The organism is Mesorhizobium sp. WSM2240 (assembly GCF_040438645.1).
Taxonomy (GTDB): domain Bacteria; phylum Pseudomonadota; class Alphaproteobacteria; order Rhizobiales; family Rhizobiaceae; genus Allomesorhizobium.
On sequence record NZ_CP159253.1, the window covers coordinates 4,114,753 to 4,139,797 of the forward strand.

Annotated in this window: 23 protein-coding genes and 1 pseudogene; 9 read left to right on the forward strand and 15 right to left on the reverse strand. The window is 62.5% G+C overall.

Features of this window, described 5'->3' with window-relative positions; genetic code table 11:
• Nucleotides 1–284: 284 nt before the first annotated feature.
• Nucleotides 285–680, forward strand: a complete 396-nt coding sequence (locus tag ABVK50_RS20335; RefSeq protein WP_353644865.1) for a hypothetical protein — start codon at nucleotides 285–287, stop codon at nucleotides 678–680.
• Nucleotides 681–694: 14 nt separating this feature from the next.
• Here the strand turns inward: ABVK50_RS20335 and ABVK50_RS20340 are convergent, their stop codons facing one another.
• From ABVK50_RS20340 to ABVK50_RS20375, 8 genes and pseudogenes are all read right to left on the reverse strand, one after another.
• Complete coding sequence (locus tag ABVK50_RS20340; RefSeq protein ID WP_353644864.1) at nucleotides 695–1,108, reverse strand: cupin domain-containing protein; 414 nt, start codon at nucleotides 1,106–1,108, stop codon at nucleotides 695–697.
• Nucleotides 1,109–1,430: 322 nt separating this feature from the next.
• The gene (locus tag ABVK50_RS20345; protein ID WP_353641446.1) at nucleotides 1,431–2,777 is read right to left on the reverse strand and encodes an IS701 family transposase; all 1,347 of its coding nucleotides are present in this window, start codon (nucleotides 2,775–2,777) and stop codon (nucleotides 1,431–1,433) included.
• 72 nt (nucleotides 2,778–2,849) lie between these two features.
• A complete protein-coding gene (locus tag ABVK50_RS20350; RefSeq protein ID WP_353644863.1) occupies nucleotides 2,850–3,194 on the reverse strand; it encodes a hypothetical protein in 345 nt (114 codons plus the stop codon).
• Nucleotides 3,191–4,285, reverse strand: a pseudogene (locus tag ABVK50_RS20355) (IS5 family transposase). Before ABVK50_RS20355 ends, ABVK50_RS20350 begins: the two are co-directional and overlap by 4 nt.
• Nucleotides 4,286–4,438: 153 nt before the next feature.
• Nucleotides 4,439–5,785, reverse strand: a complete 1,347-nt coding sequence (locus tag ABVK50_RS20360) for an IS701 family transposase (RefSeq protein ID WP_353641446.1) — start codon at nucleotides 5,783–5,785, stop codon at nucleotides 4,439–4,441.
• An 884-nt stretch (nucleotides 5,786–6,669) separates the two neighbouring features.
• On the reverse strand, nucleotides 6,670–6,861 hold the full coding sequence (locus ABVK50_RS20365) for a hypothetical protein (RefSeq protein ID WP_353644862.1): 192 nt from the start codon (nucleotides 6,859–6,861) through the stop codon (nucleotides 6,670–6,672).
• 759 nt (nucleotides 6,862–7,620) lie between these two features.
• A complete protein-coding gene (locus ABVK50_RS20370; protein ID WP_353644861.1) occupies nucleotides 7,621–8,328 on the reverse strand; it encodes a BA14K family protein in 708 nt (235 codons plus the stop codon).
• 140 nt (nucleotides 8,329–8,468) lie between these two features.
• Nucleotides 8,469–9,581 (reverse strand): alanine--glyoxylate aminotransferase family protein, encoded by a 1,113-nt coding sequence (locus ABVK50_RS20375; protein ID WP_353644860.1) that lies wholly within the window; start codon nucleotides 9,579–9,581, stop codon nucleotides 8,469–8,471.
• A gap of 215 nt (nucleotides 9,582–9,796) precedes the next feature.
• Here ABVK50_RS20375 and ABVK50_RS20380 point away from each other — a divergent pair, with 215 nt between their 5' ends.
• Both ABVK50_RS20380 and ABVK50_RS20385 read left to right on the forward strand, forming a co-directional pair.
• Nucleotides 9,797–10,264 carry a DUF4126 domain-containing protein gene (locus ABVK50_RS20380; RefSeq protein ID WP_353644859.1) on the forward strand — a complete coding sequence of 156 codons (468 nt, stop codon included), beginning with the start codon at nucleotides 9,797–9,799 and terminating at the stop codon, nucleotides 10,262–10,264.
• On the forward strand, nucleotides 10,261–11,640 hold the full coding sequence (locus tag ABVK50_RS20385; RefSeq protein WP_353644858.1) for an FAD-containing oxidoreductase: 1,380 nt from the start codon (nucleotides 10,261–10,263) through the stop codon (nucleotides 11,638–11,640). The genes ABVK50_RS20380 and ABVK50_RS20385 overlap by 4 nt, the downstream gene beginning before the upstream one ends.
• A gap of 19 nt (nucleotides 11,641–11,659) precedes the next feature.
• Here ABVK50_RS20385 and ABVK50_RS20390 read toward each other — a convergent pair whose 3' ends face one another.
• Nucleotides 11,660–12,349 carry a D-lyxose/D-mannose family sugar isomerase gene (locus ABVK50_RS20390; RefSeq protein ID WP_353644857.1) on the reverse strand — a complete coding sequence of 230 codons (690 nt, stop codon included), beginning with the start codon at nucleotides 12,347–12,349 and terminating at the stop codon, nucleotides 11,660–11,662.
• Between the two features lie 388 nt (nucleotides 12,350–12,737).
• On the opposite strand from ABVK50_RS20390, the gene ABVK50_RS20395 reads away from it, so the two are divergent.
• The 4 genes from ABVK50_RS20395 (at nucleotide 12,738) to ABVK50_RS20410 (ending at nucleotide 16,738) form a co-directional block, all read left to right on the forward strand.
• Nucleotides 12,738–13,451, forward strand: a complete 714-nt coding sequence (locus ABVK50_RS20395) for a LuxR C-terminal-related transcriptional regulator (protein ID WP_353644856.1) — start codon at nucleotides 12,738–12,740, stop codon at nucleotides 13,449–13,451.
• Nucleotides 13,448–14,218, forward strand: a complete 771-nt coding sequence (locus tag ABVK50_RS20400) for a helix-turn-helix transcriptional regulator (protein WP_353644855.1) — start codon at nucleotides 13,448–13,450, stop codon at nucleotides 14,216–14,218. Before ABVK50_RS20395 ends, ABVK50_RS20400 begins: the two co-directional genes overlap by 4 nt.
• 241 nt (nucleotides 14,219–14,459) lie before the next feature.
• Nucleotides 14,460–15,245: a hypothetical protein gene (locus ABVK50_RS20405; RefSeq protein WP_353644854.1), complete on the forward strand. Its 786-nt coding sequence runs from the start codon at nucleotides 14,460–14,462 to the stop codon at nucleotides 15,243–15,245.
• A 140-nt stretch (nucleotides 15,246–15,385) separates the two neighbouring features.
• On the forward strand, nucleotides 15,386–16,738 hold the full coding sequence (locus ABVK50_RS20410; RefSeq protein ID WP_353644853.1) for a calcium-binding protein: 1,353 nt from the start codon (nucleotides 15,386–15,388) through the stop codon (nucleotides 16,736–16,738).
• Nucleotides 16,739–16,833: 95 nt separating this feature from the next.
• On the opposite strand, the gene ABVK50_RS20415 is transcribed toward ABVK50_RS20410, so the two are convergent.
• The 6 genes from ABVK50_RS20415 to motA are packed head-to-tail and all read right to left on the reverse strand — an operon-like array spanning nucleotide 16,834 to nucleotide 21,712.
• Complete coding sequence (locus tag ABVK50_RS20415) at nucleotides 16,834–17,265, reverse strand: hypothetical protein (RefSeq protein WP_353644852.1); 432 nt, start codon at nucleotides 17,263–17,265, stop codon at nucleotides 16,834–16,836.
• Nucleotides 17,265–18,338, reverse strand: a complete 1,074-nt coding sequence (gene flhB / locus ABVK50_RS20420; protein WP_353644851.1) for a flagellar biosynthesis protein FlhB — start codon at nucleotides 18,336–18,338, stop codon at nucleotides 17,265–17,267. Before flhB ends, ABVK50_RS20415 begins: the two co-directional genes overlap by 1 nt.
• A gap of 24 nt (nucleotides 18,339–18,362) precedes the next feature.
• Nucleotides 18,363–19,385: a flagellar motor switch protein FliG gene (locus ABVK50_RS20425; RefSeq protein ID WP_353644850.1), complete on the reverse strand. Its 1,023-nt coding sequence runs from the start codon at nucleotides 19,383–19,385 to the stop codon at nucleotides 18,363–18,365.
• Between the two features lie 43 nt (nucleotides 19,386–19,428).
• On the reverse strand, nucleotides 19,429–19,815 hold the full coding sequence (gene fliN / locus ABVK50_RS20430) for a flagellar motor switch protein FliN (protein ID WP_353644849.1): 387 nt from the start codon (nucleotides 19,813–19,815) through the stop codon (nucleotides 19,429–19,431).
• Between the two features lie 46 nt (nucleotides 19,816–19,861).
• Nucleotides 19,862–20,791, reverse strand: coding sequence for a FliM/FliN family flagellar motor switch protein (locus ABVK50_RS20435; protein WP_353644848.1), 930 nt, complete (start codon nucleotides 20,789–20,791; stop codon nucleotides 19,862–19,864).
• A gap of 33 nt (nucleotides 20,792–20,824) precedes the next feature.
• A complete protein-coding gene (gene motA / locus ABVK50_RS20440) occupies nucleotides 20,825–21,712 on the reverse strand; it encodes a flagellar motor stator protein MotA (protein ID WP_353644847.1) in 888 nt (295 codons plus the stop codon).
• A gap of 142 nt (nucleotides 21,713–21,854) precedes the next feature.
• On the opposite strand from motA, the gene ABVK50_RS20445 reads away from it, so the two are divergent.
• The gene (locus ABVK50_RS20445; protein WP_353644846.1) at nucleotides 21,855–24,308 is read left to right on the forward strand and encodes a DUF1217 domain-containing protein; all 2,454 of its coding nucleotides are present in this window, start codon (nucleotides 21,855–21,857) and stop codon (nucleotides 24,306–24,308) included.
• A gap of 10 nt (nucleotides 24,309–24,318) precedes the next feature.
• On the forward strand, nucleotides 24,319–25,044 hold the full coding sequence (gene flgF / locus ABVK50_RS20450; RefSeq protein WP_353644845.1) for a flagellar basal-body rod protein FlgF: 726 nt from the start codon (nucleotides 24,319–24,321) through the stop codon (nucleotides 25,042–25,044).
• Nucleotide 25,045: the final 1 nt, after the last annotated feature.

Sequence of the window (25,045 nt, forward strand, 5' to 3'; positions counted from 1 at the left end):
ACCAACTGAAATCGGATACTAAACTCGATGCTGGAGCCGCACGTCGGGCTGCTCTGGTAGTAGCCGGCGCGGACAGTAACAACGGCCGACTGGCCGATCCCCTCCAACTTCGCGATCTGCAGCACTCGGTTGAAAGACCCTTTAGTCTGGTTCAAAGTGCGGACGACGCAGGCAGGGTGCGAAGAGCTGCTCTCAAAAACCGGCGGCAGGATCGATCAAAACATCCACGAAGCCAATACCGGTGACGGCCGGCGTGAGGTGCTGGGCCTCCTTTGGGTTTTGGGATGGGTGCCAGCCGGGTCATTGGTCGAAAACTGATCCTGATCTTCGAGTGGATGATTGGCCGCATCCCTTTTGTCGAGAGGATCCATCAGGCGGCGAAGCGCTTTCTGACAGTGGCTGGAAATTCCGCCGAAGGCGGGGAACGGGGTCAGAACAAGAGCTGCTCAAAATCGATGGGATGGAAGGCTCCCGCTCCCCCGGTGCTACGTTGGCATCGGTTAGGATGGACAAACAGGGAGCGTTCGAATGGAGACATTTCTACCGTTGGCGCCGGCAAGGATCAATGGCAGTTGAACCTGCCGCATCAATTTCTCTGTGTCGGGGCCTGGCCTGTCCTCGAGACAATGGCGGGCGCGCTCCCGGCGATCGACGAAGGACAGCCGTTTTGCTTGAGCTGACTGCACCGTCAGCCTTACTCTTGTTCGAGGAACTCCTCTTGAGTGGGGCTCACTTGGAATACGACCGCCCGGGCCGGCTCTTCTGTCGTGTTTAGCACACGCATGCGCGCATCCAGGGGCTCAGCCACTGCTTCGCCGGGACCGATCGTCCTAGGTTCCTGTCCCTCGACTTCCATGACCAGCTCGCCTTCGACGACATACACATAGACTGGGCTAGGGTGAGTGTGCCACGCCGCGGCCGTGTTCGGCTCCAATTCCACCCGGACCACGCGTATCTGATTGGCGCCGGCCGGAATTTCAGCTTTGTGCGCCAGAACCTCTTTAAGCTCCGAGGCCGGCCGGTCAATCTCGTTCAACTCTTGAGCCATGCCGAGGGAAGTCGCCCCGACCAGTGCGAGGGAAGCCATTGCACTCAGTAAGGGTCCCATGTCGTCCTCCTTGCGTGTTCGTGATCCACAGTAACCAGTGGCCTGCCCCGATGTTTCGTCCACGGACATAGATTCCTGAATTACCTTAGGCCTCAGGTGGTCAAAATTTCGGGAGGTGGGATTGCGAACGCCGATCCTGAATGCTGAGGCAACCGGATCGCTGTTTTCGGGCCGGCCGGGTATCCAGTAAAGGTGCCTCCAGGCCTCTCATGTCCACATTCTCGACAAGGGAGTCTATCCGAAACGCTAGTCTTACTGTGTCATAAACCTGTTTTGGCAGCATGGACATCGTGGCAGCCGCCGCGCCAAGGCGCGGGCGAGTCTAATCCGGATGGTGGCGATGGAATTGCCGACGTGGCGTTCGGGACGGAGCGGCGGCGCCACGGGGTCGATAATCTTCGGATAGCGCAGGTGCCTTGAGGAACGGCCTGGAGCGTGGGGCTGAGGGGGGAATCAGACTCCGTTCGGAGACCAGGAATCCGTAGGCGGCGATCGCGAGCGTGGCGTGATGATGGAAGCCGCGCCAACCTCGGCCTTCATAATGGCCAAGGCCGATCTCCTGCTTGAGCTCCTGATAATCCCGTTCGATCCGCCACCTCAGCTTGGCCTGATCGACGAGGTCGGCGAGCCCGGTATTTTCCGGCAAGGTCGAGAGCCAGTACTTGGTCGGCTCGACCTCGTCGTGCGGCCACTCGATCAGGAACCATTCCTCGGCTCGTGGCGCGGAGCGCCAGTAATCGCGATGCGCCGGCCGGACGCGGATGGCGGCAAAGCGCGAGGCGAGCGGCGCCTTGGAGCCCTCGCGCCAGGTGACGCGGCCCCAGGCGTCCTCGGGCAGGGTTTGCGCCAGTTCCTTGGCGGAAACCGGCGCGTGCCCGGGCTGGCGCCGGACGAGCGAGGGCGGGCGGCCGCGTCCGCTCCATGGCTTGGGTGGCAGCGGTTGCGTGTCCGGCGGCCACAAGCGGATCGAGGACTGGACGCCGACGACATAGGTCAAGCCCATCTCCGTCAGCCCGGTGCGGAAGGAGGTGTCGTTACCGTAACCGGCATCGGCCAGCACAACGCTCCGCGAGACGCCGGCATCCAGCGCCGCCCGGATCTGCGCGAGGGCGATTTCGGGTTTGGTGCGGAAGATGACATCCTCCGGCACACCTGCCTTGGCGCGCCGATCAGGGTCGTTCGCCCAGCTTTCCGGCAGATAGAGCTGATAGGCGACCGGCAGGCTCGCCTGTTCGGTGGCAACCGACAGACTGACCGCGACCTGGCAGTTGTCCTGCTTGCCGAGCTGGCCGCAATACTGCCGCGCCACGCCGACCGAATGCTTCCCCTTCTTGGGAAAGCCGGTGTCGTCGACGATCCAGGCGCGGATCGGCCCCTGACGCTCAAGCGCCGCCAGAGCCTGCGCCCGCACGACGCCAAGTACGGCATCGTCCGACCAATCCGCTTTCGCCACGAAGTGATGCAGCGACTGGTGTGCCGCCTGAACACGCCCAGGCTCCACCCGCGCCGCCATCGGCTCGACGCTCTTGCGCTCGCCCGGCAAAAGCAGCCCGGTGCAATAGGCCTTCAGCGGCGCCACCCGGTCAGCATGACCCAATGCCGAGGCCAGCGTCTCGACATAGGCCGCAAAACGCGATTCACTCGTTTCGATTCCGTCCTGGAGATCCATCGCTCCCTCCATTTGAAGCTTGAATCTCCATTCTCGCAATCAATCGTTAACAAAGTTTATGACACAGTAAGACTAGCAGGCTGTTGAAGAAGTATTGCGCTTGGCCTTGAGGATGGCCTCGTCGCCGTTGTGATAGGCGAAGGTGATCTCGATCAAGCCGTCATCGAGCAATTCAGCGGAGCCGTCACCGCTGACTTCGTCCATTTCGTCGCAGCCGCCCCATGTGAAGAAGACCATTGAGGGGCTGTAACTCAGATCGAGACCGGCTTGCAGGGCGCCAAACGCAATCTCGCCATTGTTATCGGCCCCGATTGTGATGGTGGCGGGTCCACAGAGGTCGAGATAGCCGCGATCCCATAGATCGGCTTCGACGATGCGCCAGCGGCCGATCAGTTGGCAGTCCGCCGGCGCACTCATGCCGGCACCGCCGTGAGCTTTGGCAGCCGCACCAGATTGTAGGCGGCGGCCGTGAAGGTGAAGGCCCATCCGACCCGGTCACGGCCGCGGAACTTCGTCTTGTCCTGGCCGGCGATGCTCTTGATCCAGCCGAACGCCTCCTCGATGCGCTTGCGGATGCGCTGGCTGACGGCATAGCGGCCGTGCCGGGTCGTGCGCCCATCGATCGCCGAACTTCGGCCGCTCGTGTTCTGCGCCACGTGCGGCGTCACCCTCATCGAGCGCAGTTCGTTGACGAAGTCCTCCACATCATATGCCTTGTCGGCGCCGAGCGTGATCGCCTGCGGCCGGTCGGCACGGGGCTCGATCATATGTAGCGCGGCCACCCGCTCGGCATGTCCGTAGGCCAGTGTCAGGCAGGCCTCGACCAGCAGGCCGTGACGGTTCTCCATTAGCCCGTGCCTCATGAAGCACAGCTTAGCCTCCTTGCCTTTGCCCTTGCGGTAGAGCCTGGCGTCGGGATCGGTGGTCGAGGCATGCGTCTCGTTCAATCGCTTCTGGCCGTGGAAGTCCGCTTCGGCGTTGCGCCCACCGCCTTCTGCCGGCGGCTCCTCCGGCCCGTCCTTTGGCCTGACGCTCTTCATCGAGGCCCAAGCCTCGATCAGCGTGCCGTCGATCGAGAAGTGGTCCGTAGATAGAAGCCTCTTCACCTTGGGCTGGGCGGCCAGCACCGCGCTCAGGAACTTCGCCGCGATGTCGCCTTCCAGCAGCCGGTCGCGGTTCTTCGAAAAAACCGAATGGTCTCAGGCCGCATTATCCATCCCGACGCCGACGAACCAGCGGAACAGGAGGTCGTATTCCAGCCGCTCCATCAAAAGCCGCTCCGAGCGGATCGAATAGAACGCCTGCAGCAGCATCGCCCTGAGCAGCTTCTCCGGCGGAATCGACGGCCTCCCGATCGGCGAATACATCGCCGCGAAATCCTGCTCCAGCGCCGACAGCGCCTCGTTCACGATCCTCCGGATCGCGTGCAACGGATGATCGCGCCGAACCCGCGCCTCAAGATCCACATAGCTGAACAACTCGCCCGTCCGATTGTCGTCGCCGCGCACCCACCACCCTCCGAATCTCCTTGGAGCCAATGAATCATGGTCTGAGATCGGCGGCGAACGACTTTTTCAACAGCCTGCTAGTCTTACTGTGTCATAAACCTGTTTTGGCAGCATGGACATCGTGGCAGCCGCCGCGCCACGGCGCGGGCGAGTCTAATCCGGATGGTGGCGATGGAATTGCCGACGTGGCGTTCGGGACGGAGCGGCGGCGCCACGGGGTCGATAATCTTCGGATAGCGCAGGTGCCTTGAGGAACGGCCTGGAGCGTGGGGCTGAGGGGGGAATCAGACTCCGTTCGGAGACCAGGAATCCGTAGGCGGCGATCGCGAGCGTGGCGTGATGATGGAAGCCGCGCCAACCTCGGCCTTCATAATGGCCAAGGCCGATCTCCTGCTTGAGCTCCTGATAATCCCGTTCGATCCGCCACCTCAGCTTGGCCTGATCGACGAGGTCGGCGAGCCCGGTATTTTCCGGCAAGGTCGAGAGCCAGTACTTGGTCGGCTCGACCTCGTCGTGCGGCCACTCGATCAGGAACCATTCCTCGGCTCGTGGCGCGGAGCGCCAGTAATCGCGATGCGCCGGCCGGACGCGGATGGCGGCAAAGCGCGAGGCGAGCGGCGCCTTGGAGCCCTCGCGCCAGGTGACGCGGCCCCAGGCGTCCTCGGGCAGGGTTTGCGCCAGTTCCTTGGCGGAAACCGGCGCGTGCCCGGGCTGGCGCCGGACGAGCGAGGGCGGGCGGCCGCGTCCGCTCCATGGCTTGGGTGGCAGCGGTTGCGTGTCCGGCGGCCACAAGCGGATCGAGGACTGGACGCCGACGACATAGGTCAAGCCCATCTCCGTCAGCCCGGTGCGGAAGGAGGTGTCGTTACCGTAACCGGCATCGGCCAGCACAACGCTCCGCGAGACGCCGGCATCCAGCGCCGCCCGGATCTGCGCGAGGGCGATTTCGGGTTTGGTGCGGAAGATGACATCCTCCGGCACACCTGCCTTGGCGCGCCGATCAGGGTCGTTCGCCCAGCTTTCCGGCAGATAGAGCTGATAGGCGACCGGCAGGCTCGCCTGTTCGGTGGCAACCGACAGACTGACCGCGACCTGGCAGTTGTCCTGCTTGCCGAGCTGGCCGCAATACTGCCGCGCCACGCCGACCGAATGCTTCCCCTTCTTGGGAAAGCCGGTGTCGTCGACGATCCAGGCGCGGATCGGCCCCTGACGCTCAAGCGCCGCCAGAGCCTGCGCCCGCACGACGCCAAGTACGGCATCGTCCGACCAATCCGCTTTCGCCACGAAGTGATGCAGCGACTGGTGTGCCGCCTGAACACGCCCAGGCTCCACCCGCGCCGCCATCGGCTCGACGCTCTTGCGCTCGCCCGGCAAAAGCAGCCCGGTGCAATAGGCCTTCAGCGGCGCCACCCGGTCAGCATGACCCAATGCCGAGGCCAGCGTCTCGACATAGGCCGCAAAACGCGATTCACTCGTTTCGATTCCGTCCTGGAGATCCATCGCTCCCTCCATTTGAAGCTTGAATCTCCATTCTCGCAATCAATCGTTAACAAAGTTTATGACACAGTAAGACTAGAGGGTCATCAGGCTGCAGGTCGACCACATAAAGATTGGTACTCTCGTCACATAGCAGCCTTAGCTCATTCGTGAGAGCAAGCACCTGCTGACTGTCGCCTGGTTTTCGGCTTTCCCATTGTTCAGATGCATGCTGGAACAGTGCGACTGATCGCTTCCGTGTCCCCTGATTTCCCAGGTGGATGGTATTAGTTGGGGATGGAAACGAAAGGCAAATATCACTCGCCGCAGCGCATAGAAGCCAGCGGATCGGCTGGAAATGACGGCCGCAACTTGGGTCCCGAATCTCTCCGGTCAGGACGTTCTGAGACGGTGGATTTCAGAAGCGAGACAGCAACGTTTGCCGCTTATCGCTCGGAGAAACTGCGCAGAAGTCTCGGCTCTAGCGGCATTTTAAGGGCTGCTTCCCACCTTATGCCCGGGTGCGCGAGGAACTGCTGGCAATTACGACAGGCTGCGCGAGGGCGGCGCGTCTGCCGAGTATCTCGACAAGATGGCCGTCGGGCTGGAAAACTGGGTCAAGGCCGCCGACGCCGGCCACCTCGCCTGGGGCATCCAGTTGTTCCGCAAACCGGAATAAGGTGATTCGCCCGGCGCCAGCAGCCAGCGTGCTTGATAGATACTTCTGTCCATTAGAGCCTCCTGAATTTGAAGGTCAACGAGCGGCGGTCTGACCGTGTTCCTTGACGGTTCGTGACAGGCTGCAATGAAACTCAGGAAGCGGGTCTCAAGCGCGTTCTGCTACAGCAAGTCCCAACCGCGGCCTGCGTAAGTGGCGCTTGGTAACCACGCTGTGGCTGCCCATCCCTTCATTCTGTAGTGCTGGAATCCGGGGTGAGTGGATTCTGCTTTCGCTCCTCGGCTTCCGCAGCTGCCTCGGCAATGAGCCGGCGGACATCATCGATGGAAACGCCCATCTTTTTGGCAAGGTTGCTGATTGCTTCCTCGGATAAGTCCGTGAGGTTTTCAGCGGGGCTGTCCTTGTCAGGATCATCTTGCATGGCTTAGCAAACGTCGCTGGCCTTTGCGGGTTCCGTGCTGGAAACCCGCGGCCTGACGCCCTTTGCCGGCACAAAAACCTCACTAATTTGGAACCAAACCAATTTGGGCACCATTCCAGACAATAAACGCAGGTCAAAATCGTCCGCCATGGCCAACGGCACGCTCCTATTTGCGCGCCATCCAACCCGCGGAAAGCGGGGAGCATTTTGGTTGAAGGCTTTCCCGATGCGAGAGCTTTTCAGGGACGACCACCTGCGCGCGGGTCTCCGAGCCAGGCGGCATTGGGGTCGGGGTGGCAAGGGAGCAGACAACGACAACTTAATCGTGTCGCACTTTGACTTGAACGATACTGGCGAGGCGCCAACTTCCGACCCACAACATGGCCGAACCTAGCATTAGAGAATTGCTACGAAGCTTGAAGGGGGTCCAGCTCATCCGTTTGAAACGGACCTGTCCGCCGGGCCCGCGGACCACCCCAATCCATATGCGTATACCGTCCTTATACCGTCCGCTGTTTTGTTGACAAGCTCAGATGTTTCTTAGCTTTGATTGTCCAGACCTGAACAAATTGGCGGCACAAAATGTTGACGAACTCGTTTGTTATCAACAGCTTGCTATATGGTTTCGTCGCTATGTCTACATCGGTCAACATATTGGTTCTGCGTCAATAAGTCAGACACTAGTAATCATAATCCTGGGGTCGGTGGTTCGAGTCCACTTCCCGCTACCATTCATTTTCACTGCCATATCTTTGTTGTCTAGCGGCACTGCCTGCGAGGTCCGCCGCCGTAAGGCTGGTAGCTGTTGTCTTCCGGGCGATACGAGCGATAGCGGCTGAAGCAGTAGTTCACATGTTCCTGCGTGACGTAGTCGCCTCCGCTCGTGTCGGCCGACACGTATTCCGGCTCGAATGAAGGCGCGCCCGCATCTTCCGCATAGCTGTCCTCCGCATCCGGCGGCGGCGAAACATCATCGGACGGGCCGGCGTCGGCCTCCATGTAGGGCGAGACACAGGTCCGCCGGCCCCCACTGTAGGGCGTATAGCTGTTGTCACGGGGACGGTAGGACCGATAGCGGTTCGCACACCATTCGACGTGGGCGGCAGTCAGCCCGGCCGATGGCATTGGGTACTCCTCGCTGCTGGTCGGTTGGACGGAACCGGTCACGGTCGTGTCCAAAGGCTGTGAAGGGAGATCCTCCGCCGCCTCGTTTTCCGCAACTTCCACTTCGAATTCGGTGGAACTGTTCGGATCGGGCGCGACAGGTCGGGCGGGAAGGCGCTCGAAGCCCTGTGCAGCCGTGTCCACCTCACGCGGCTGCACAGTCCAGATTTCCGCCTGATCCATCTTCAGCCCGGCCTCGGGCACCGGCTTGGCGGTGAGGAACCAGGCTGCCACGGCTGCCCCGCTCAGGAATATCGCAAGCGTCAGCACGAAGCCGCCAAGTATCGCCAACAGCGCTTTCATGTCGCCCTCCTTCCGTCGGTCTTACGGAGAATGCAGGGCTGGGGTATCGAGTTCCGATAGAAACGCGCCTTGGTCGTTTCAGAGTGACATTCGTGTCGACGCAGGCCTGCGAAGGCTGCGGCAATTTTGAACCGCTTGACCTACGGCAGGATCATCGCGATGGCGCCCGCCAGGCGATCCACATTCTCCATCCGGCAGGTCTCGCCCATCAAGCCGATGCGCCAGATGCGCCCGGCCAAAGGTCCGAGCCCGCCGCCGATCTCAATGCCGAACTCGTCGAGCAGCCGCCGGCGCGCCGACGCGTCGTCGAGCCCTTCCGGCACCCATACGGTGTTCAGCTGAGGCAGGCGATGCTCCCTGTCGACGACGAAGGCAAAGCCGAGTTCATCGAGCCGCTCAGCCAGCCGCTCATGGGCTGCCCGGTGGCGCGCCCAGGCCGTCTCCAGCCCCTCGTCGAGCAACCGGCGAAGGCTCTCGTGCAGACTGTAAAGCGCGTTGACCGGCGCGGTATGGTGGTAGGAGCGGCCATGCTCGCCGTCCCAATAGCCGAGCATGAGGCCGAGATCGAGAAACCAGCTCTGAATCGGCGTCCTGCGCGACTTTACCGCCGCGACCGCGCCTTCGGAAAAGGTGATCGGCGCCAGACCGGGCGGCGCGGACAGGCATTTCTGCGTGCCCGAATAGACCACGTCGGCCTGCCACTCATCGACGAGGACCGGGATCCCGCCGAGGCCTGTCACCGTGTCGACCACCGACAGCATCCCCGCCCCACGCGCGAGTCCGCACAGCGTGGCCGCATCGGAGCGCGCGCCCGTCGAGGTCTCCGCATGCACGAAGGCGACCAGCTTCGCCCGGGGCGCTTCCCTGATCGCGGCGCGGACCGCCTCGGGATCGACAGGCTTGCCCCATTCGCCGGAAACGAGGCGCACCTCCGCGCCCGCGCGTCTCGCAATCTCGGCCATGCGCCCGCCGAACACGCCGTTCTGCGCGACGATCGCCGTATCCCCACGTTCGAGCAGCGTCACCAGCGCCATTTCCATAGCGAGCGAAGCCGGCGCAGACAGTGGAAAGGTGACGCGGTTTTCCGTCCGCAAGGCGAGTCGGAGCTGGTCCTTGATGATCCCCATCAGCTTGACGAAACCCGGATCGAGATGGCCGATGGTCGGCTTGGCCTGCGCCGCAAGCACCTCTGGCGCAACATTGGAAGGGCCCGGTCCCATCAGCAGGCGTGGCGGCGGCGAAAAAGCGTTCATCCGGAGATTCCTTGGGAGTGAGCCGAGCAGGTGCCAAGGGCAGGATGGCGGGATTGAGGGTGATAAGTAAAGTTTAATGGTTTAACGATCGCAGTTAGTGGAATTTACTGCATGCCTGAACCACTGCCGACGGCGACACTTCCGCTGCGTAGGTCCTCTTGCCAGCCGCAGCGGCTTGGGAAAGAGTGCATTCATCGCGAAATGAGGGGATTGCGATGACCGTCTTGATCCTCGCGCTGCTGATCGGCGTCATAGCCGGCTTGCGGTCAATGACCGCGCCTGCCGCCGTAAGCTGGGCGGCCTATCTCGGCTGGCTGCCGCTCGACAACAGCTGGGCTGCTTTTCTCGGCTATCGCTTCACGCCGTGGATTTTCACTGTTCTCGCCGTAACCGAGCTGATCTCCGACCAGCTTCCGGGCACGCCGAGCCGCAAGGTTCCGCTGGCGTTCGGCACGCGCATCGTCAGCGGCGCGTTTTGCGGCGCGGCGATCGGAACGGCCGGCGGTGCGCTTGTCGGCGGCCTGATCGCTGGCGCGGTCGGCGCGGTGCTGGGCACGCTGGGCGGCTACGAGGCGCGCAAGCGGCTGGTCGCGGCGATTGACGGCAAGGATCTGCCGATCGCCCTTCTCGAAGACGCCGTGGCCATAGTTGGCGCATTTCTGATAGTATCGGCAGCAACATGACCCGAAAGTTCGACGCCATCATCATCGGCGCTGGCCAGGCGGGGCCGTCGCTTGCCGGCCGGCTCACCGCCGCCGGCATGACCGTCGCGCTCGTCGAGCGCAAGTTCATGGGCGGCACCTGCGTCAACACCGGTTGCACGCCGACCAAGGCGATGGTCGCCAGCGCCTACGCCGCCCACCTTTCCCGTCGCGCGGCCGATTACGGTGTGACCGTCGGCGGCCCTGTCGGCGTCGACATGAAGGCGGTCAAGGCCCGCAAGGACAGGATCACGCTCGACTCCCGCGGCAATCTTGAACGCTGGCTAAAAGGTATGGAGAAATGCACGGTTTTCGACGGCCATGCGCGGTTCGAGTCGCCGCGCCAGGTGCGCGTTGGCGACAAGCTGCTTGAGGCGGACCGCATCTTCGTGAATGTCGGCGGACGCGCGCTGGTGCCCGACATGCCGGGCGTCGACCGGATAACATACCTCACCAACAGCTCGATGATGGATGTGGACTTCCTGCCCAGGCACCTCGTGGTGATCGGAGGCAGCTATGTCGGCCTCGAATTCGCGCAGATGTTTCGCCGCTTCGGCAGCGAGGTGACGGTCATCGAAAAAAGTCCGCGCCTGATCGCACGCGAGGACGAGGACATTTCCGCCGCGGTGAAGGACATATTGGAGAAGGAGGGCATCGGAATCCGTCTCAATTCCGAATGCATCAGCTTCGAGCCGCGCGGCGACGATATCTGCGCCGGGGTGGATTGCAGCTCGGGCGACCGCCAGGTGCTCGGCTCGCACGTGCTGCTGGCAGTCGGCCGCCGGCCCAACACCGACGACCTCGGACTGGAGAGAGCCGGCGTCGAAACCGACCGGCACGGCTACATCACCGTCGATGATGAGCTACGCACCAGCGTCCCAGGTATCTGGGCGCTCGGCGACTGCAACGGCAAGGGCGCGTTCACCCACACCTCCTACAATGATTTCGAGATCGTGGCGGCGAACCTGCTCGACGACGACAAACGCCGCGTCAGCGACCGCCTGTCCGCATATGCGCTCTACATCGACCCGCCGCTCGGACGCGCCGGGATGAGCGAGTCCGAGGCCAAGAAATCAGGCCGGAATATCCTCGTCGGCGCGCGTCCGATGACGAGGGTCGCTCGCGCTGTCGAGAAAGGCGAGACGCAAGGCTTCATGAAGATCGTCGCCGACGCGGACAGCAAGGAAATCCTAGGCGCAGCGATCCTGGGAACCGGCGGCGACGAAGCCATCCACTGCATACTGGACACTATGTACGCGAAGGCGCCCTACACGACGCTGCAGAGGGCAGTGCATATCCATCCGACCGTCTCGGAGCTTATCCCGACCGTGCTCGGCGAGATGAAGCCGGCGAACTGACGCTGGCGCCTGACGACCGTCAGGCCTTGCCGTCGATCCAGCTGTCGTAGTCCGACACCAGCAGCCTGAGCGGTGGCTCGTCTTCCTCAATATTGGAGAACCGGCCGATCGGATCGGCGAAGATGTTGTCGGTCAGGTCGTCATTGACGGTCGAGACCTCGCCGATCAGGACGTCGCCGCCCTCGCCCCAGAACGCATGCCAGACGCCCGGAAGCAGGGTTACGCTTTCGCCCGGATCGAGCTTCAGCAGTCCGCCGGCCGGCAGCTTGCGTATGACGCCGTCGGTCGCCACCACGACCTCCGCCTCGCGGTCGATGCCGCCGTCGGCCGCGGGCATGAAGAGCTCAAGCACCAGCTTGCCGCCGCCGCGATTGATGATGTCCTCGGCCTTCACCACGTGCCGGTGCATCGGCGACAACTGGTCCTTGCGCGAGATCATGATCTTTTCGGCGTAGAGCATGCCGGTGCCCCGCGACAGATCCTCGGCGCGGCCATTGCGCACGGTGAACAGGAACAGGCCGAGCTCGTCGAACTTGCCCTGGCCGTAATCGGTGATGTCCCAGCCGAGGCGGGCGTCGACGATGCCTTCCGGCCGGCGCGCCTTCAGATCTTCCGGCGACCAGTAGGCAAAGGGCGGCATGACGTAGCCGAAAGAGCGGATGAAGGCGTCGCCCTCGCGGATGATCTCGTTGATGCGGGAACGTTTCATCAAATTGCTTCTCCCTGGCGGCTGTTCCGGCAATGCCGCGTAATGCCTCGCATGGCAAGGCCTATCGCCGCCCGCTGGACCGCAATTCGGGCGACCACACCCTATGGTTAAATTTTTAGCAATTTCCGGTTTGATGTCTGATTCGTCTGCGTTAGATTAGACCCGAATCAGCCGGTCCGTGGGGGGCTTGGCAACCACCAACAAGTCTGACGACCCGGAGTTTTTCCGGTGCAGGCGCGGCCGGTTTCGCGTGTTCCCCAAGGATTCGGCCGATGGCGCGGTCTCCGTGCCTGTGAAGTGTTTTCGTATCAGTTGATGCGTTTCGGGTTCGGCTGCCGGGCATCCGGCGACCGGCTATTATATCGATTCCGGCAATGAACTTGGAATAATGCCCAGCCTCGCAGAACAGATTCCGGAACCGAAGCCGCTCGCCGTCAGGCTGGCTTCGCGGGGCGATCTGACCAGCTTTCTGATGGAGCTGACCTGCGAGATCAACGCCGACAGCTATATGCTCCTCGCCATCGTCCACGACCGCGACAGGAACGATGCCCGCATCATTGCTTCCAACTGGATCTTCGACGCGATCGAGCTTGCCGGGCACAGGCTGATCGCCAGTCTCGCCCAGAGCCCGCTTGCCGTCGCGCCGGGAATACGGCCGCGCGGCATCGTCACCGCCGAAGCGCCCGCCCTTCCCGAAATCCTGAGCGCCGAAGAGGCAAAACTCCTTGACGTGCTCGGCCACGGCGAAATCTTCGCGCTCAGGCTGAATGTCGGCCGCCAGCGCCTCTTCCTGATGTTTTCGGCTACGGCAGCCGGCCGGATCGAGCCGGCCGACCTGATGCGGGCGCAAATGCAGTGCTGCTACGCCCTTTCGCAGGTGCCCGAACTGCTTGCCGCGGCGGCGCTCCAGGACCCGCTCTCGGACCGCGAGCGCGAATGCCTGTTCTGGGTTTCGGAGGGCAAGACAACCGACGAAGTGGCGGTGATCCTCGGCGTCTCCTCCAATACGGTCAACAGCTACATCACCCACGCCATCCAGAAGTTCTCCGCGCCCAACCGCGCCGCGGCGGTGGCCACCGCGATCAGGAGCGGCATCATTTGAAACCGGAAGAGGTCAAGAGCATCGCGCAGTCGCTGTTCGGCGAGCACCGCAATCCGTTCGGCGCCTTTTCGCTGAGTTCCGACAGCCATCAGGCAGTTACTATACCCGACGCAGTCCGCCGCTGCCGCTGGATCGCCATCGACCTCAACGCCGCCGCCTTCGGGCTGTTCTTCGTCAGCCCTTCCATGGAGCGGTCGCGCCTGGTTCCGTGCTTCGATTCCGACTATCCGCAGGTGTCGGTCCCGACCAAATTCGTGTCCGGAAGCAATGGCGAGGACATCGTCCGCCATGCGCGCATGTCGACGCTGCCCTGCTGGTGGAGCAGCGACGAATTCGCGGCTTCCGCCGACGTATTCAGGGCGCTGGACTGCGCGATCGAAACCGTCGAACTCGTCCCCGGCACGTCGGGCATCGCCTTTCCGGTCTATGCCGAGCGCGGACAGTGCGGCCTGGCCGTCTTCTACGGCCCGGAAATCGCCCTGCCGGCCGACCAGTTGCACGAGATCCACGCGCGCTGCTTTTCGTTGTTCAACGCCGTCTCGCGCATCAGGCCGGGCGAGTTCGGCAAGGCGCCCTCGATCTCCAAACGCGAATTGGAATGCCTGAAGCTGACCGCCAACGGCTACACCAGCGAGGACATCGCCCGGCTGCTGAAACTCTCGGTGCACACCGCCAACCAGTATCTCACCAACACGGCGCAGAAGCTGAACGCCATGAACCGCATGCACGCCGTCGCCAAGGCGCTGCGCATGGGGCTTATCGAGTAGCGGCTTTTATCCCCTTGCGGGGGGAGTTATGATATCGACATTGCCGCTGTCAGCGGTATTTCGAGTTTTCTAAGGCATCACTAGAAAATGGGGCTGTACCAAGTATTATTGCTAAAGCTGTAGTATTTGTCTATGTGATGTACTCTGCAAAACTGTGCTGGTCGCCATCGGGGCTCAGATATGTTTATATTGATGATTTGGCAGGCTTCTAAGTGGCCTACCTGTAGACGGGAAGAAAAACATGACCACGACGCCAACTCTTTGGCTTTCTGAGCAGCAAGCCAACACCGTCGATGCGGGCATTAATGGCAAACATCAGGACGATATCCAACTCGTCGGTCTTGCCAATGGAAACTTCATCGCGTTGTGGGAATCGAACACCGATGAGGGTGCCGGCGTTGATGAGGGGACCGACATTATCGGCCAGCTTTACAATGCCGAGGGCAACGCTATCGGCGGCGAGTTCCAGGCCAACGACTTCTTCGCAACTGATGCATCCAATCACGAAGCCGCAGCACTGCCCAACGGCAACTTTGTTGTCGTCTACGAAGACAGAACCATAGTCGGCGCTTCGCTTGAATACACCATTCGCGATGCCAATGGCGGCCTCGTCACGAGCGGCACAATCGCCCGCGATCGCGGCGACACCGGTCTCGGCGACCCGTCTGTGACTGTCAATGTCGACGGCAGCTTCCTTGTTGCCTATCAGGAGCGAAATTCGGAGGCCAACACCACCGGGACCCTCGGTGTCATAGTCCAGAGCGACGGCATCACGGTGGGCGAGCCGATCTTCGGCGCGGCTGATTCCACCGAAGTGGGTACACCGCAGGTGGATGTTGCAACACTGACCAACGGCAACTACGTCATCATCTCGCGGAGACGGGCGCGGACAATGGCCTGGCCATGCGCATCATCTCATCAACAGGAGCCGACGTGCTCGGCCTCACGAACGTCGCCAACACCATCACCAACGGCGACGATGACTCCGCACCGACGGTCGCTTCGCTCAGCGGCGGCGGCTATGTAGTCGCCTGGCAGAACACCGACGTTTCCGACACCGACATAGAGTACCAGATATTTTCCGCCACTGGCGTGACCGTTGGTAGCGTGCAAACAATCCAGCTTGGCGGCGCTACGGACAATAACACAACGCCCGAACTTGTCGGCTTGTCCGACGGCGGCTTCGCCATGGTATTCGATGACGATGAGGCCGGAAACATCGCCCTGCAGCGTTTTGATTCGACGGGTGCCTTTGTTGGTTCGGAAGTTATCGCGGCGCCCTTGACCGGCACAGATATAAACAGCTCGCCGACAGTCACTCTCTCCGACGACGGCCGCCTGCTTGTCGGCTGGACCGTTTTGGTCGGCGAACCCTCCTTTTTCGACGCCGATGTTCATTTCTCTATCCTCGATCCACGCGAGCGTATCATCAACGGCGATGGCACATCCGAAACAATCACCTCCCGTATCGACGGTGCAACAGTAAATGGCAATGGCGGCAACGATACACTGCTCGGCCAAAACGGCGAGGACACTCTGAACGGGGGCCCCGGCAACGATCTGCTCGACGGCGGGGCCGGCAACGACACGCTGATCGGTGGCACAGGCGACGACATCTACATCGTGGCTGCGGCGGGCGACATCACCACCGAGAACGCCAGCGAAGGCACCGATGCCGTTCGCTCCTACAGGGACTGGGTGCTGGCCGCAAACATCGAGCGGCTAGAACTGCAGGGCTCGAGCAATCTGAACGGCGTGGGCAATACGCTCGCCAACACGCTGATAGGCAATTCCGGTGCCAACAGCCTGAGCGGCGGCGACGGCAACGACATGCTCAACGGCGGCGCGGGCAACGACTCAATGGTGGGCGGCAGAGGCGACGACATCTTTGTAGTAGCGGCAGCCGGAGACACTACGGTCGAGGCGGCTGCCGGCGGCACTGACACGGTTCGTTCCTACATCGACTGGACGCTTGAGGCGGAGGTCGAGCGGCTCGAGCTAAAGGGTCCGACCAGTTTGACCGGAATCGGCAACGCGACGAACAACACGCTGGTTGGAAATTCAGGCAACAATATCCTGAGCGGCCGTGAGGGGAACGACTATATCGCAGCCGGCGCGGGCAACGACTCACTGCACGGCGGGAACGGCAACGACACGTTGATTGGCGGCGCCGGCAGCGATACGCTCCATGGCGTCGCGGGAAATGACCGGTTTGATTTCGACCTGGTTTCCGACAGCCCGGCCGGATCTGCGTCCCGCGACTCGATCCTGGGCGGCTTCAGTCACGGCTTCGATCGCATTGATCTTTCGACAATCGATGCCAATGCGCTTGCTGGCGGCAACCAGGCCTTCTCCTTCATCGGCAGCGCAGCTTTTTCGGGCGTGGCCGGCCAGCTTCGCTATACGAACTACAGCGGGACCGTGATCATCGACGCCGATGTGAACGGCGACTCTACGGCCGATATGCAGATACTGGTCGCCGGCACCAACTTCATGACCGGCACCGATTTCATCCTCTGAGGTCAATCTGGCTCCGCGCGAGGCTGGCAAGCTGGTCTCACGCTGAGTGACCGTCGCTCCCCGCAAAAGGCTGAGTCTGCAGCTGCCGTGGTGGTTCACATGGCAGTAGCCGTTTTCCGAATGCGCGCCGCATCCAGCGCCGCCTCCAGGAAAGCCGTGTTGCGCTCGGGGTCGGGATCGGGCGCGTCGAAGGCGACGTAGTTGACCTCGACGGAGGCGTGCAGCGCCGTCAGCGACAGCGCGAAATAGACGGTCGCACCGCGCGGCCTCAGTTCGAGGTCGAGCACGATGCGCGGATTCTCGGTCCAGCCGACATGCGCCTCGCCGCCATGGCCGAGCCGCAGCGTTTCCGGCATGAAGAACAGCTCCGCGGCGGAATCGACGATGTCGGAAATGCAGGCGAAATGCTCCAGCCTGATGAAGGCGATGTAGTCTGCGACATCGACGAGGCGAAGCTCGCTCACCACCTCCTCGATGGCCTTGGCGACGATGATCTCGCGGGTCGGTGCGTGCGGCTGTCTGTTCATCAGTTCGCTTTGCGCTTGTTGCCGTAGACGATCCGCACGAGTTCCGCGACCGCCTGGTAGAATTGGGCAGGGATGACGCTATCGACCGAAACTTGCTTGTACATGGATCGGGCGAGCGCCACGTCCTCGAAGATCGGGATGTCGTGGGCCACGGCGATTTCGCGGATTTTCAGCGCCACCAGATCCTGGCCCTTGGCGAGCACCACAGGCGCCGAATTCTCCTCGCGCACATAGCGCAGCGCGATCGAGAAGTGGGTCGGGTTGGCGATGATCAGCGTCGCGCGTGGCACCGCCGTCATCATGCGGCGGCGGGCGCGGTCGCGCGCCAGCGAGCGCAGGCGGCCCTTGACGATCGGATCGCCTTCGGACTGCTTCATCTCGTCCTTGACCTCCTGGCGGGTCATGCGGAGTTCCTGCCGCCAGTGGAACCGCGACCACACGAAGTCGATCGCCGCGATCAGCCCCATGACGAAGACGATGGCGACGAGGATGTCGATGGCGATGTCCCGGATCACCAGGCTGAAGGCCGCGGGCGGGGTCATCATGCCGGCCAGAAGCCGGTGGTGGCTTTCCCCGAGCGTGAAGACGAGGACCAGTACGGCCAAGCCGAGTTTGCCGAGCGATTTGAGGAATTCGACGAAACCCTGGATGCCGAACAGGCGCTTCCATCCCGAGCCGAGCGAGATGCGCGACGCCTGCGGCCGGATGCGCTCGCCGACAAATTGCGGCATGTTCTGCAACGCCGACGAACCGATGCCCGCCACCACGAGCAGCACCATCATGACGCCGAGCATCTTGGCGATCTGCATGATGACGCCGCTGTAGAGTTCGATCACGTCGCGCTCGGTGGTGAGCGGCCAGGCCTCCGGCTTCTCCAGGAACATGGCAAGGAAGACGCCGAGTTCGTTGACGCTCTCGCCGGCGAAGAAGACGACGAACACCAGTATCGCCACAAAGGATGCAAGGACCGTCGTTTCCTTCGAGCTGGGCGTCTTGCCCTTGTCGATGGTGTCGCGGATCTTCTTCTCGGTGGCTTCCTCGGTTTTGCTGTCCTTGTCGGCGCTCTCAGACATCTAATGATGGTCCGTTCAGCGCGGTCAGGCCGCGGCGGCTTGGGCGGCGGCCGTGGGCAGTTCGAAGGCTCCTTCATGCGACATGCGGATCGCGGTCGAAGCTACCGACCGGCGCGCCTTGAGAATGTCCGGCATCGCAATACCTTCCGACCCCTGCGAAAGCTCGGATTCGATCATGCGCCGCGAGCGGGCGCCGATCGCCGACAGCACCGCCTCGGTCATGTCCGGCGGCGCGCCCCTCAAACACAGCGTCACGAGTTCGGTCGACAGCCCGTCGAAAAGCGCCACCCGCGCCTTCTGCGTCATCAGCACGATGTCGTCGAACGAGAACAGCCGCGCCCGCACGCCTTCGAGATCGGTCGCGCCGGACTTCTCGAGGTCTTCCATCACCTCGTCCATCTGCGACTTTTCCATCTCGTTGAGCACGCTGGCGACGCGGCTCTGCCCGGCGGAAGTGTCCTTGGTCGTGCTTTCCGACAGCACGCGGCTGCGCAACTGGCCTTCCACGATCCTGGTTGCGGTTTCCGGGATGGAGGTCAGCGCCATCATCCGCTTGATAATCTCGCCGCGCAGGCCCTTTTCCAGCGTCAGAAGCACGTTGGCGGAGGCTTGAGGCGCGAGCTTGGAAAGGATCAGCGCCGATGTCTGCGGGTGCTCGGCGGCGATGAACGCGCCCAACCGCAGCGGATCGGCCTTTTCGAGCTGCGGCCAGATCGGCGGCGGCGCCTTGGCGGCATTGAGAGGCTTGGCGTCGCCCTTGAGCGCCTGCACTTCCTCCGGCGACAGGCCCTCGTTCAATATGTCGTCCATCTTGTCGGCTGAATCGAGCTGCCCCGCGCCCTCGGTGAACTCGGCCTCGAACTCGGCGACGATCTTTTCCAGGTCACTTTGCGGAATGGTCCGCAACTGCCTTGCACCTTCGATCAGCGCCCGCAATTCTTCCTGCTTGAAGAATTTGAGCAGACGGCTCGCCGACGGCTTGCCCATAGCCACCAATATGGCAGCAGCCTTCTGCGGCCGTGTCAGCGTGGCCAGGATCGTCGTCATGCGTCGGACCTTTCGCGGCCGGCGGAAAGCAGAGGCTTGCGCATCAGGCGGGTTTTCCGCTGATGATTTCGGTCAGGCGTATGCCGAAGCGCGACGGATCGTTTTCGAGCACCGTGATCTCTCCGCGCGCGATCTTGCGGCCGTTGACCACGACGTCGACCGGCTCCCCGATGCGCCGGTTGAGCGCGACGGTGGAGCCCTTCTGCAGCGCCATCAGGTCCGAAACCGGCATTTCGGTGCTGCCGAGGACGATCTGGACGTCGACCGGTATGTTCATGATGACGCCGGAATTGCGCATCGAAGCCTCGACCGTCGGGCCACCCTCCGGCTTCGGGTCGTCGTGCAGCACACCGCGCAGTTCCTCGATCGCCCGGTTCAGCTGCTCTTCGGGCAGGTCGGCTTCAGTCGCCGCAGCGTCGGTCTGTGTCATCATGCTCTCCAAGTCCTGGGCGTTCGCCCCGGCGCGACGCTTCGCGTCACCCGGTCATCAGCCCGTCGATAAATTCCTGGCCGGCATCGGACTGATGCCTGATCCTGACGGTGTAGTTCTGTCCGAGTTTGCCGAATTCGCAGACGAACAGCGTCTTCTTGCGCGCCGAAAGCCGGACCTGAGATTGCGCGCCCTCTTCCAGTTCGATCACCTGGCCTTCCTGGAATGCGGCGATATCGCCAAGCGTCATGCGGGCGAGCGGCATTGCCGCCTCGAGCGTCACCGTCGAACGCATGACCTCCTCGCTGAAGCGGGCGCGCCAGTCGGTGACCGCCGGGCCGCCACCAGCGGCATCGGACCCCGTCCGGTGCATCAGCACGCGCTGCGGCATCAGGAGGTGAAGAATTCCCGAGCTGGGGCCGAGCGTGAACTTGAACTCGATGCGCACCGCCGGCCCGTCGCGCAGCACCTTGCCTTTGCGCTTGGACCCGGCGATCGCGGTCGGCAGCGGGAAATGGATGTTGAGCGCGCGAGCGCCCCAGCCGTTCACGGAGGTCGCCACCTCCTGGCACATCATCGTCGCAACCTCGATCTCGGTCGGCGACAGTTCGCGCTCGATCGGCGCCACCGGCATGTCGGGATCGCCGCCGAACAGCGCGCTGACCACGACGGCGATGGCGTCGGGATCGACCAGCATGACCAGCGCGTCCGAAGACATCGGCGAGGAGGCGATCGTCATCGCCTGGTTGCCGGCGGCGTCGGCCTTCACGTCGCCGAGCCGCATCACGTCGATATTGCCGAGTTCGATGGTGAGTGGCGAGGCAAGCGTGGCGTTGAGGCTGTCGGACAGGATCGGCAGAGCGCGCGCACCGAGGCCGCGCGCGGCCTCGATGACGTGCAGGGTCTCGCCCCTGTCGCCGACGAGGCGTTCCAGTATGAAGGCGCGTGTTTCGGCGGGGCTGGCGGGGCTGGCCATCAGCCGATGCTCCGTTCAACCAGCGCCATCGGCTCAGGCCGCCTTCTTGGCGGCGTCGCCGGTAGCGGCGCCGGTGTTCATGGTGCTCTGCTCGACCGCGTCGATCGATGGCCGGTCATAGGAGGAGATGGTCTTCCGGCCGAACTCGATCGCCACCTGCGGCAGCGAACCGTTCATGTAGGCGAGCAGCGTCTGCTTGACGATCACATAGAGGCGGTTGTTCTTGTCCCTGACGATCTTGATCTTGGTGGCGATCGGCCCGACCACGGCATAGGACAGGAAAATGCCGAGAAAGGTGCCGACGAGCGCGGCGCCGATCAGCGCACCCAGGATTTCCGGCGACTGGTCGAGCGCGCCCATCGCCTTCACCACGCCGAGCACCGCTGCGACGATGCCGAGCGCCGGCAGGCCGTCGGCGACCGCGACCAGGGCGTGGTAGGATTTCAGCTTGTCGGAGCGGATGGTGTGGATCTCCTCGTCCATCAGCGCCTCTATCTCATGGCTTCGCGCATTGCCGATGATGATCAGCCGGCAGTAGTCGCAGATGAAATGCGTCAGGTCGTGCCGCTTCAGCACCGTCGGGAATGCCTGGAACACCGCGGACTCGCTCGGATTGTCGATATGCGCTTCGACCTCACTGCGCGACTTGGTGCGCAGCTCGCGCATCAGGCTGTGCAGCACGCCGAGCGTTTCGAGGTAGTCGCGCTCCTTCGGCGTCGCCTGGCGGAAGGCTTCCATGCACGCTTTGCCAGTGTCCTTCACGGTCGCCATCGGGTTGGCGACGAGAAAGGTTCCGAACGCGGCGCCGCCGATAATGACGAATTCCCAAGGCTGCATGAGCACGTCGACGTGACCACCCATGGCCATGAAGCCGCCAAGCACGCAGCCCATCGTCACCACAAGTCCGATCAGTATGCCCACAGTCAGTCCTTCCGCATTCCAACCTACCCGGAAGGCAATACAGCCCGTGCCTTGTGTGAGGCTTGAAAGGGCGGCGGCGATTCAGTTTCGCGCAAGCGTCGCCGCGTAGCTTCGCCGGATAGCTTCGGCCGGAGGCCTGCCCGTGATCAATACCTTCACCAGCTACCACCTTATCGCGAGGGATCTCCCGAAGGCGCTCAATCGCGTCGAAAACCAGCCAATGGTCGACCGCGAAACCAAGTACTACCTCGAGAACATCACCAAGGTGAAAACGATTGACGAGTTCGTCAAGAACGATCGCCTGTTTCGCTACGCGATGAAGGCGCACGGGCTTGAAGATATGGCCTACGCCAAGGCGTTCATGATCAAGGCCCTGAAGGAAGGCGTTTCCGACCCCGAAAGCTTCGCCAACAAGCTGACCGACAAGCGCTATGCCGAGTTCGTCAAGAGCTTCAACTTCGCCGCGCATGGCGAACTGGCGACCGTCTACAATCGCGCGCAGTCCGACGTACCGAAGAACTTCATATTTCAGACGGAGCTGACTACCGGTCAGGCCAACTACGCCCTGGTCGAGGAGGAGACCTCATACTTCCTCGAGAACATCGGCAATGTGAAGTCGGTGGACGACTTCATAGCCAATGAACGCCTGCTGCGATACGCGCTCACTGCCAACGGTCTCTATCTTGGCGACTACGCGACAGACGAAGATCCGAAAGGTGCGGGCTATGTACGCACCATGCTCGAAGGCGGTGTGACCGATCCGCAAAGTCCGGCCAACAAACTTGGCGACAAACGCTTCGCCAACTTTGTCAGCGCCTTCAACTTCGTCGAGTACGGCGCCGAGACAACCTCCCGTCTGGCCGTGCAGACGGGCACGCCGCAGTCTTACATCAATGAATCCGAACTGGTGCTATTCAAGGGAGTGCCGGAGACGCAGCGCGCGGAGGTCGCATACTTCACCGCCAATATCGGCAAGATCACCACGCCAGGCCAATTGATCTCGGACAAGCGCCTGCTCACCTTCGCCCTGGCCGCTTATGGCCTCGACGCTAAGACCGAGCCTCCGGAGCGTGTCTTGCAGATGCTGACCGGCGGTGTCAGCGATCCGCAAAGTCCGGCCAATCAGCTTGCAGACAGGCGCTACGCCGCCTTTGTTTCGGCCTTCAACTTCGCCGAATACGGGACAGCCGCCACGGCACGCGATGAGGCTACCCAAGTCACACCAAAGCGTTACCTGGAAGCGCAAACGGATCCGGAAAGCGCGTACTTCCGCGCCAATATTTCCACCGTGAAATCGGTCGGCGACCTGATAAGCAACGAACGGCTCATCACCTATGCCATGAAGGCGTACGGCCTCGATGCCAAGGTTGAGTCCCGCGTTCTCGTCCGCGACATGCTGCTGGGAGGGATTACCGACCCGCAGAGCCCAGCCAATACGTCGAGCGACAAACGCTGGGCCGCCTTCGTGTCAGCCTTTGACTTCGCCCAGCACGGCGCCGACGCAACGTCGCGCGCCGCCGTCACCGACCAGACGCCAAAGCTCTACGTCGAGAACCTCGACCCGGAGACCGCCTATTTCCGTGCCAACATCGGCAAGGCGACGACGGTCGACAAACTCCTCGCCGACGACCGGCTGCTCACCTATGCCATGGCAGCCTATGGCCTCGACGCTTCGACGCAGAGCAAGGACACGATCCGAAAAATGCTCGAGGGCGGCATAAGTGACCCGAACAGTCCTGCAAACAAGCTGACCGACAAGAGCTATGCCCGTTTCGTCACTGCGTTCGACTTCAAGACGCATGGCGCGAACACGACATCGCGTGCCGCCGTGCTCGAAGCCACGGCGACGCGCTACGACACCATGCGCGATCTTGGCCTCGTCAAATTGCCTGCCGGCTACGTCAAGGCGGAGACCGACTATTACAAGGCCAATGTCGGCAAGCTCGCATCGATCGATGACCTGATGGCCGACAAGCGGCTGTTGAACTACGCCTTGGCTTCCTATGGCTTCGATCCCGCTGACGAGAGCCCGGCAAAGATCCGCGATATGCTCGAGGGCGGCATCAAGGAAGAGGACAGTCCAGCCAACAAGTCCGGCGACAGCCGCTGGGTCGCCTTCGTGTCGGCGTTCAACTTCGTCGAACACGGAGAGCAGGCAACCAGCTTCAGCCTTGCACTGAAGCCGACCGTTGACAAATTTATGCGCCAGACGCTGGAGGAAGACGCCGGGAAGCAGAATGAAGGCGTGCGGCTGGCGCTCTATTTCGAGCGCAAGGCGGCAACCCTCACATCCTTCTATGAAGTCCTGGCCGACCCGGCGCTCGCCAGGGTCGTCCGCACGGCGCTATCGCTGCCGGATTCCTTCGCCTCGGCCGATATCGACAAGCAGGTGCAGCTTTTCGAGAGCAAGCTCAACATCGAGGACTTTTCCGATCCCAAGGAGCTTGGAAAATTCCTCACGCGCTTCACCAGCCTGTGGGAGGTCGACAACCCGACATCGACCGCGCAGACCTCGCTCAGCGTGCTGTTCAGCCAGCCGGTCGAATACGGCATCTCCACCAACACTCTGTTCGCCATCCAGGCGATGAAGCGCTGAGGGTACGGCTATGCAGGATGGTCTTTACGTCGCCCTTTCCTCCCAGATCGCTCTGGAACGCCGGCTGAACACGATCGCCGACAATGTCGCCAACGCTTCGACCGTCGGGTTCCGCGCCACCGGCGTCAAGTTCGAGGACGTGGTGTCCGGGCTCGGCCAGGACGCCGTGTCCTTCGCCTCGGCAGGCGACACCTATCTGTCGGCCAAGTCCGGCTCGTTGCGCGAGACCGGCAACCCGTTCGACTTCGCCATCCAGGGCGACGCCTGGTTCGGCATCGAAACGCCGGCCGGCACGGTGATGACGCGGGACGGTCGCTTCTCGATGCTCGATACCGGCCAACTGGTGACGATCGAGGGTTATCCGGTGCTCGACGCCGGCGGCGCGCCGCTGCAACTCGATCCGCGCAACGGCCCGCCGCAATCGGGCGCAGACGGCGTCCTGCGACAGAACGGCCAGCTCGTCGGCGCCATCGGGTTGTTCAATTTCGAACCCGGCATCAACTTCACCCGCTTCGGCAATTCCGGCATCGTGCCCGTCGGCCAGCCCGAGCCGGTGGTGGATCGCGTCGATGTCGGCGTGGCGCAGGGATTCCTCGAGGATTCCAACGTCAATCCGATGCTCGAAATGACGCGGCTGATAGCAGTGCAGCGCGCCTTCGAGAACATCGCGGCGGCAATGCGCAGCACCGAGCAGACATTCGGCAACGCCATCCAGACGCTCGGCTCCAAGACCTAGC

Bases quoted from the DNA above. Each gene is read 5' to 3' on its own strand.
- flhB (WP_353644851.1), bottom strand. From the start codon at position 18,338: ATGTCTGAGAGCGCCGACAAGGACAGCAAAACCGAGGAAGCCACCGAG.
- ABVK50_RS20365 (WP_353644862.1), bottom strand. From the start codon at position 6,861: ATGCAAGATGATCCTGACAAGGACAGCCCCGCTGAAAACCTCACGGAC.
- ABVK50_RS20345 (WP_353641446.1), bottom strand. From the start codon at position 2,777: ATGGATCTCCAGGACGGAATCGAAACGAGTGAATCGCGTTTTGCGGCC.
- ABVK50_RS20425 (WP_353644850.1), bottom strand. From the start codon at position 19,385: ATGACGACGATCCTGGCCACGCTGACACGGCCGCAGAAGGCTGCTGCC.
- ABVK50_RS20335 (WP_353644865.1), top strand. From the start codon at position 285: ATGGGTGCCAGCCGGGTCATTGGTCGAAAACTGATCCTGATCTTCGAG.
- ABVK50_RS20405 (WP_353644854.1), top strand. From the start codon at position 14,460: ATGACCACGACGCCAACTCTTTGGCTTTCTGAGCAGCAAGCCAACACC.
- ABVK50_RS20340 (WP_353644864.1), bottom strand. From the start codon at position 1,108: ATGGGACCCTTACTGAGTGCAATGGCTTCCCTCGCACTGGTCGGGGCG.
- ABVK50_RS20380 (WP_353644859.1), top strand. From the start codon at position 9,797: ATGACCGTCTTGATCCTCGCGCTGCTGATCGGCGTCATAGCCGGCTTG.
- ABVK50_RS20360 (WP_353641446.1), bottom strand. From the start codon at position 5,785: ATGGATCTCCAGGACGGAATCGAAACGAGTGAATCGCGTTTTGCGGCC.
- fliN (WP_353644849.1), bottom strand. From the start codon at position 19,815: ATGACACAGACCGACGCTGCGGCGACTGAAGCCGACCTGCCCGAAGAG.
- ABVK50_RS20390 (WP_353644857.1), bottom strand. From the start codon at position 12,349: ATGAAACGTTCCCGCATCAACGAGATCATCCGCGAGGGCGACGCCTTC.
- ABVK50_RS20395 (WP_353644856.1), top strand. From the start codon at position 12,738: ATGCCCAGCCTCGCAGAACAGATTCCGGAACCGAAGCCGCTCGCCGTC.
- flgF (WP_353644845.1), top strand. From the start codon at position 24,319: ATGCAGGATGGTCTTTACGTCGCCCTTTCCTCCCAGATCGCTCTGGAA.
- ABVK50_RS20370 (WP_353644861.1), bottom strand. From the start codon at position 8,328: ATGAAAGCGCTGTTGGCGATACTTGGCGGCTTCGTGCTGACGCTTGCG.
- ABVK50_RS20415 (WP_353644852.1), bottom strand. From the start codon at position 17,265: ATGAACAGACAGCCGCACGCACCGACCCGCGAGATCATCGTCGCCAAG.
- ABVK50_RS20435 (WP_353644848.1), bottom strand. From the start codon at position 20,791: ATGGCCAGCCCCGCCAGCCCCGCCGAAACACGCGCCTTCATACTGGAA.
- ABVK50_RS20375 (WP_353644860.1), bottom strand. From the start codon at position 9,581: ATGAACGCTTTTTCGCCGCCGCCACGCCTGCTGATGGGACCGGGCCCT.
- ABVK50_RS20385 (WP_353644858.1), top strand. From the start codon at position 10,261: ATGACCCGAAAGTTCGACGCCATCATCATCGGCGCTGGCCAGGCGGGG.
- ABVK50_RS20350 (WP_353644863.1), bottom strand. From the start codon at position 3,194: ATGAGTGCGCCGGCGGACTGCCAACTGATCGGCCGCTGGCGCATCGTC.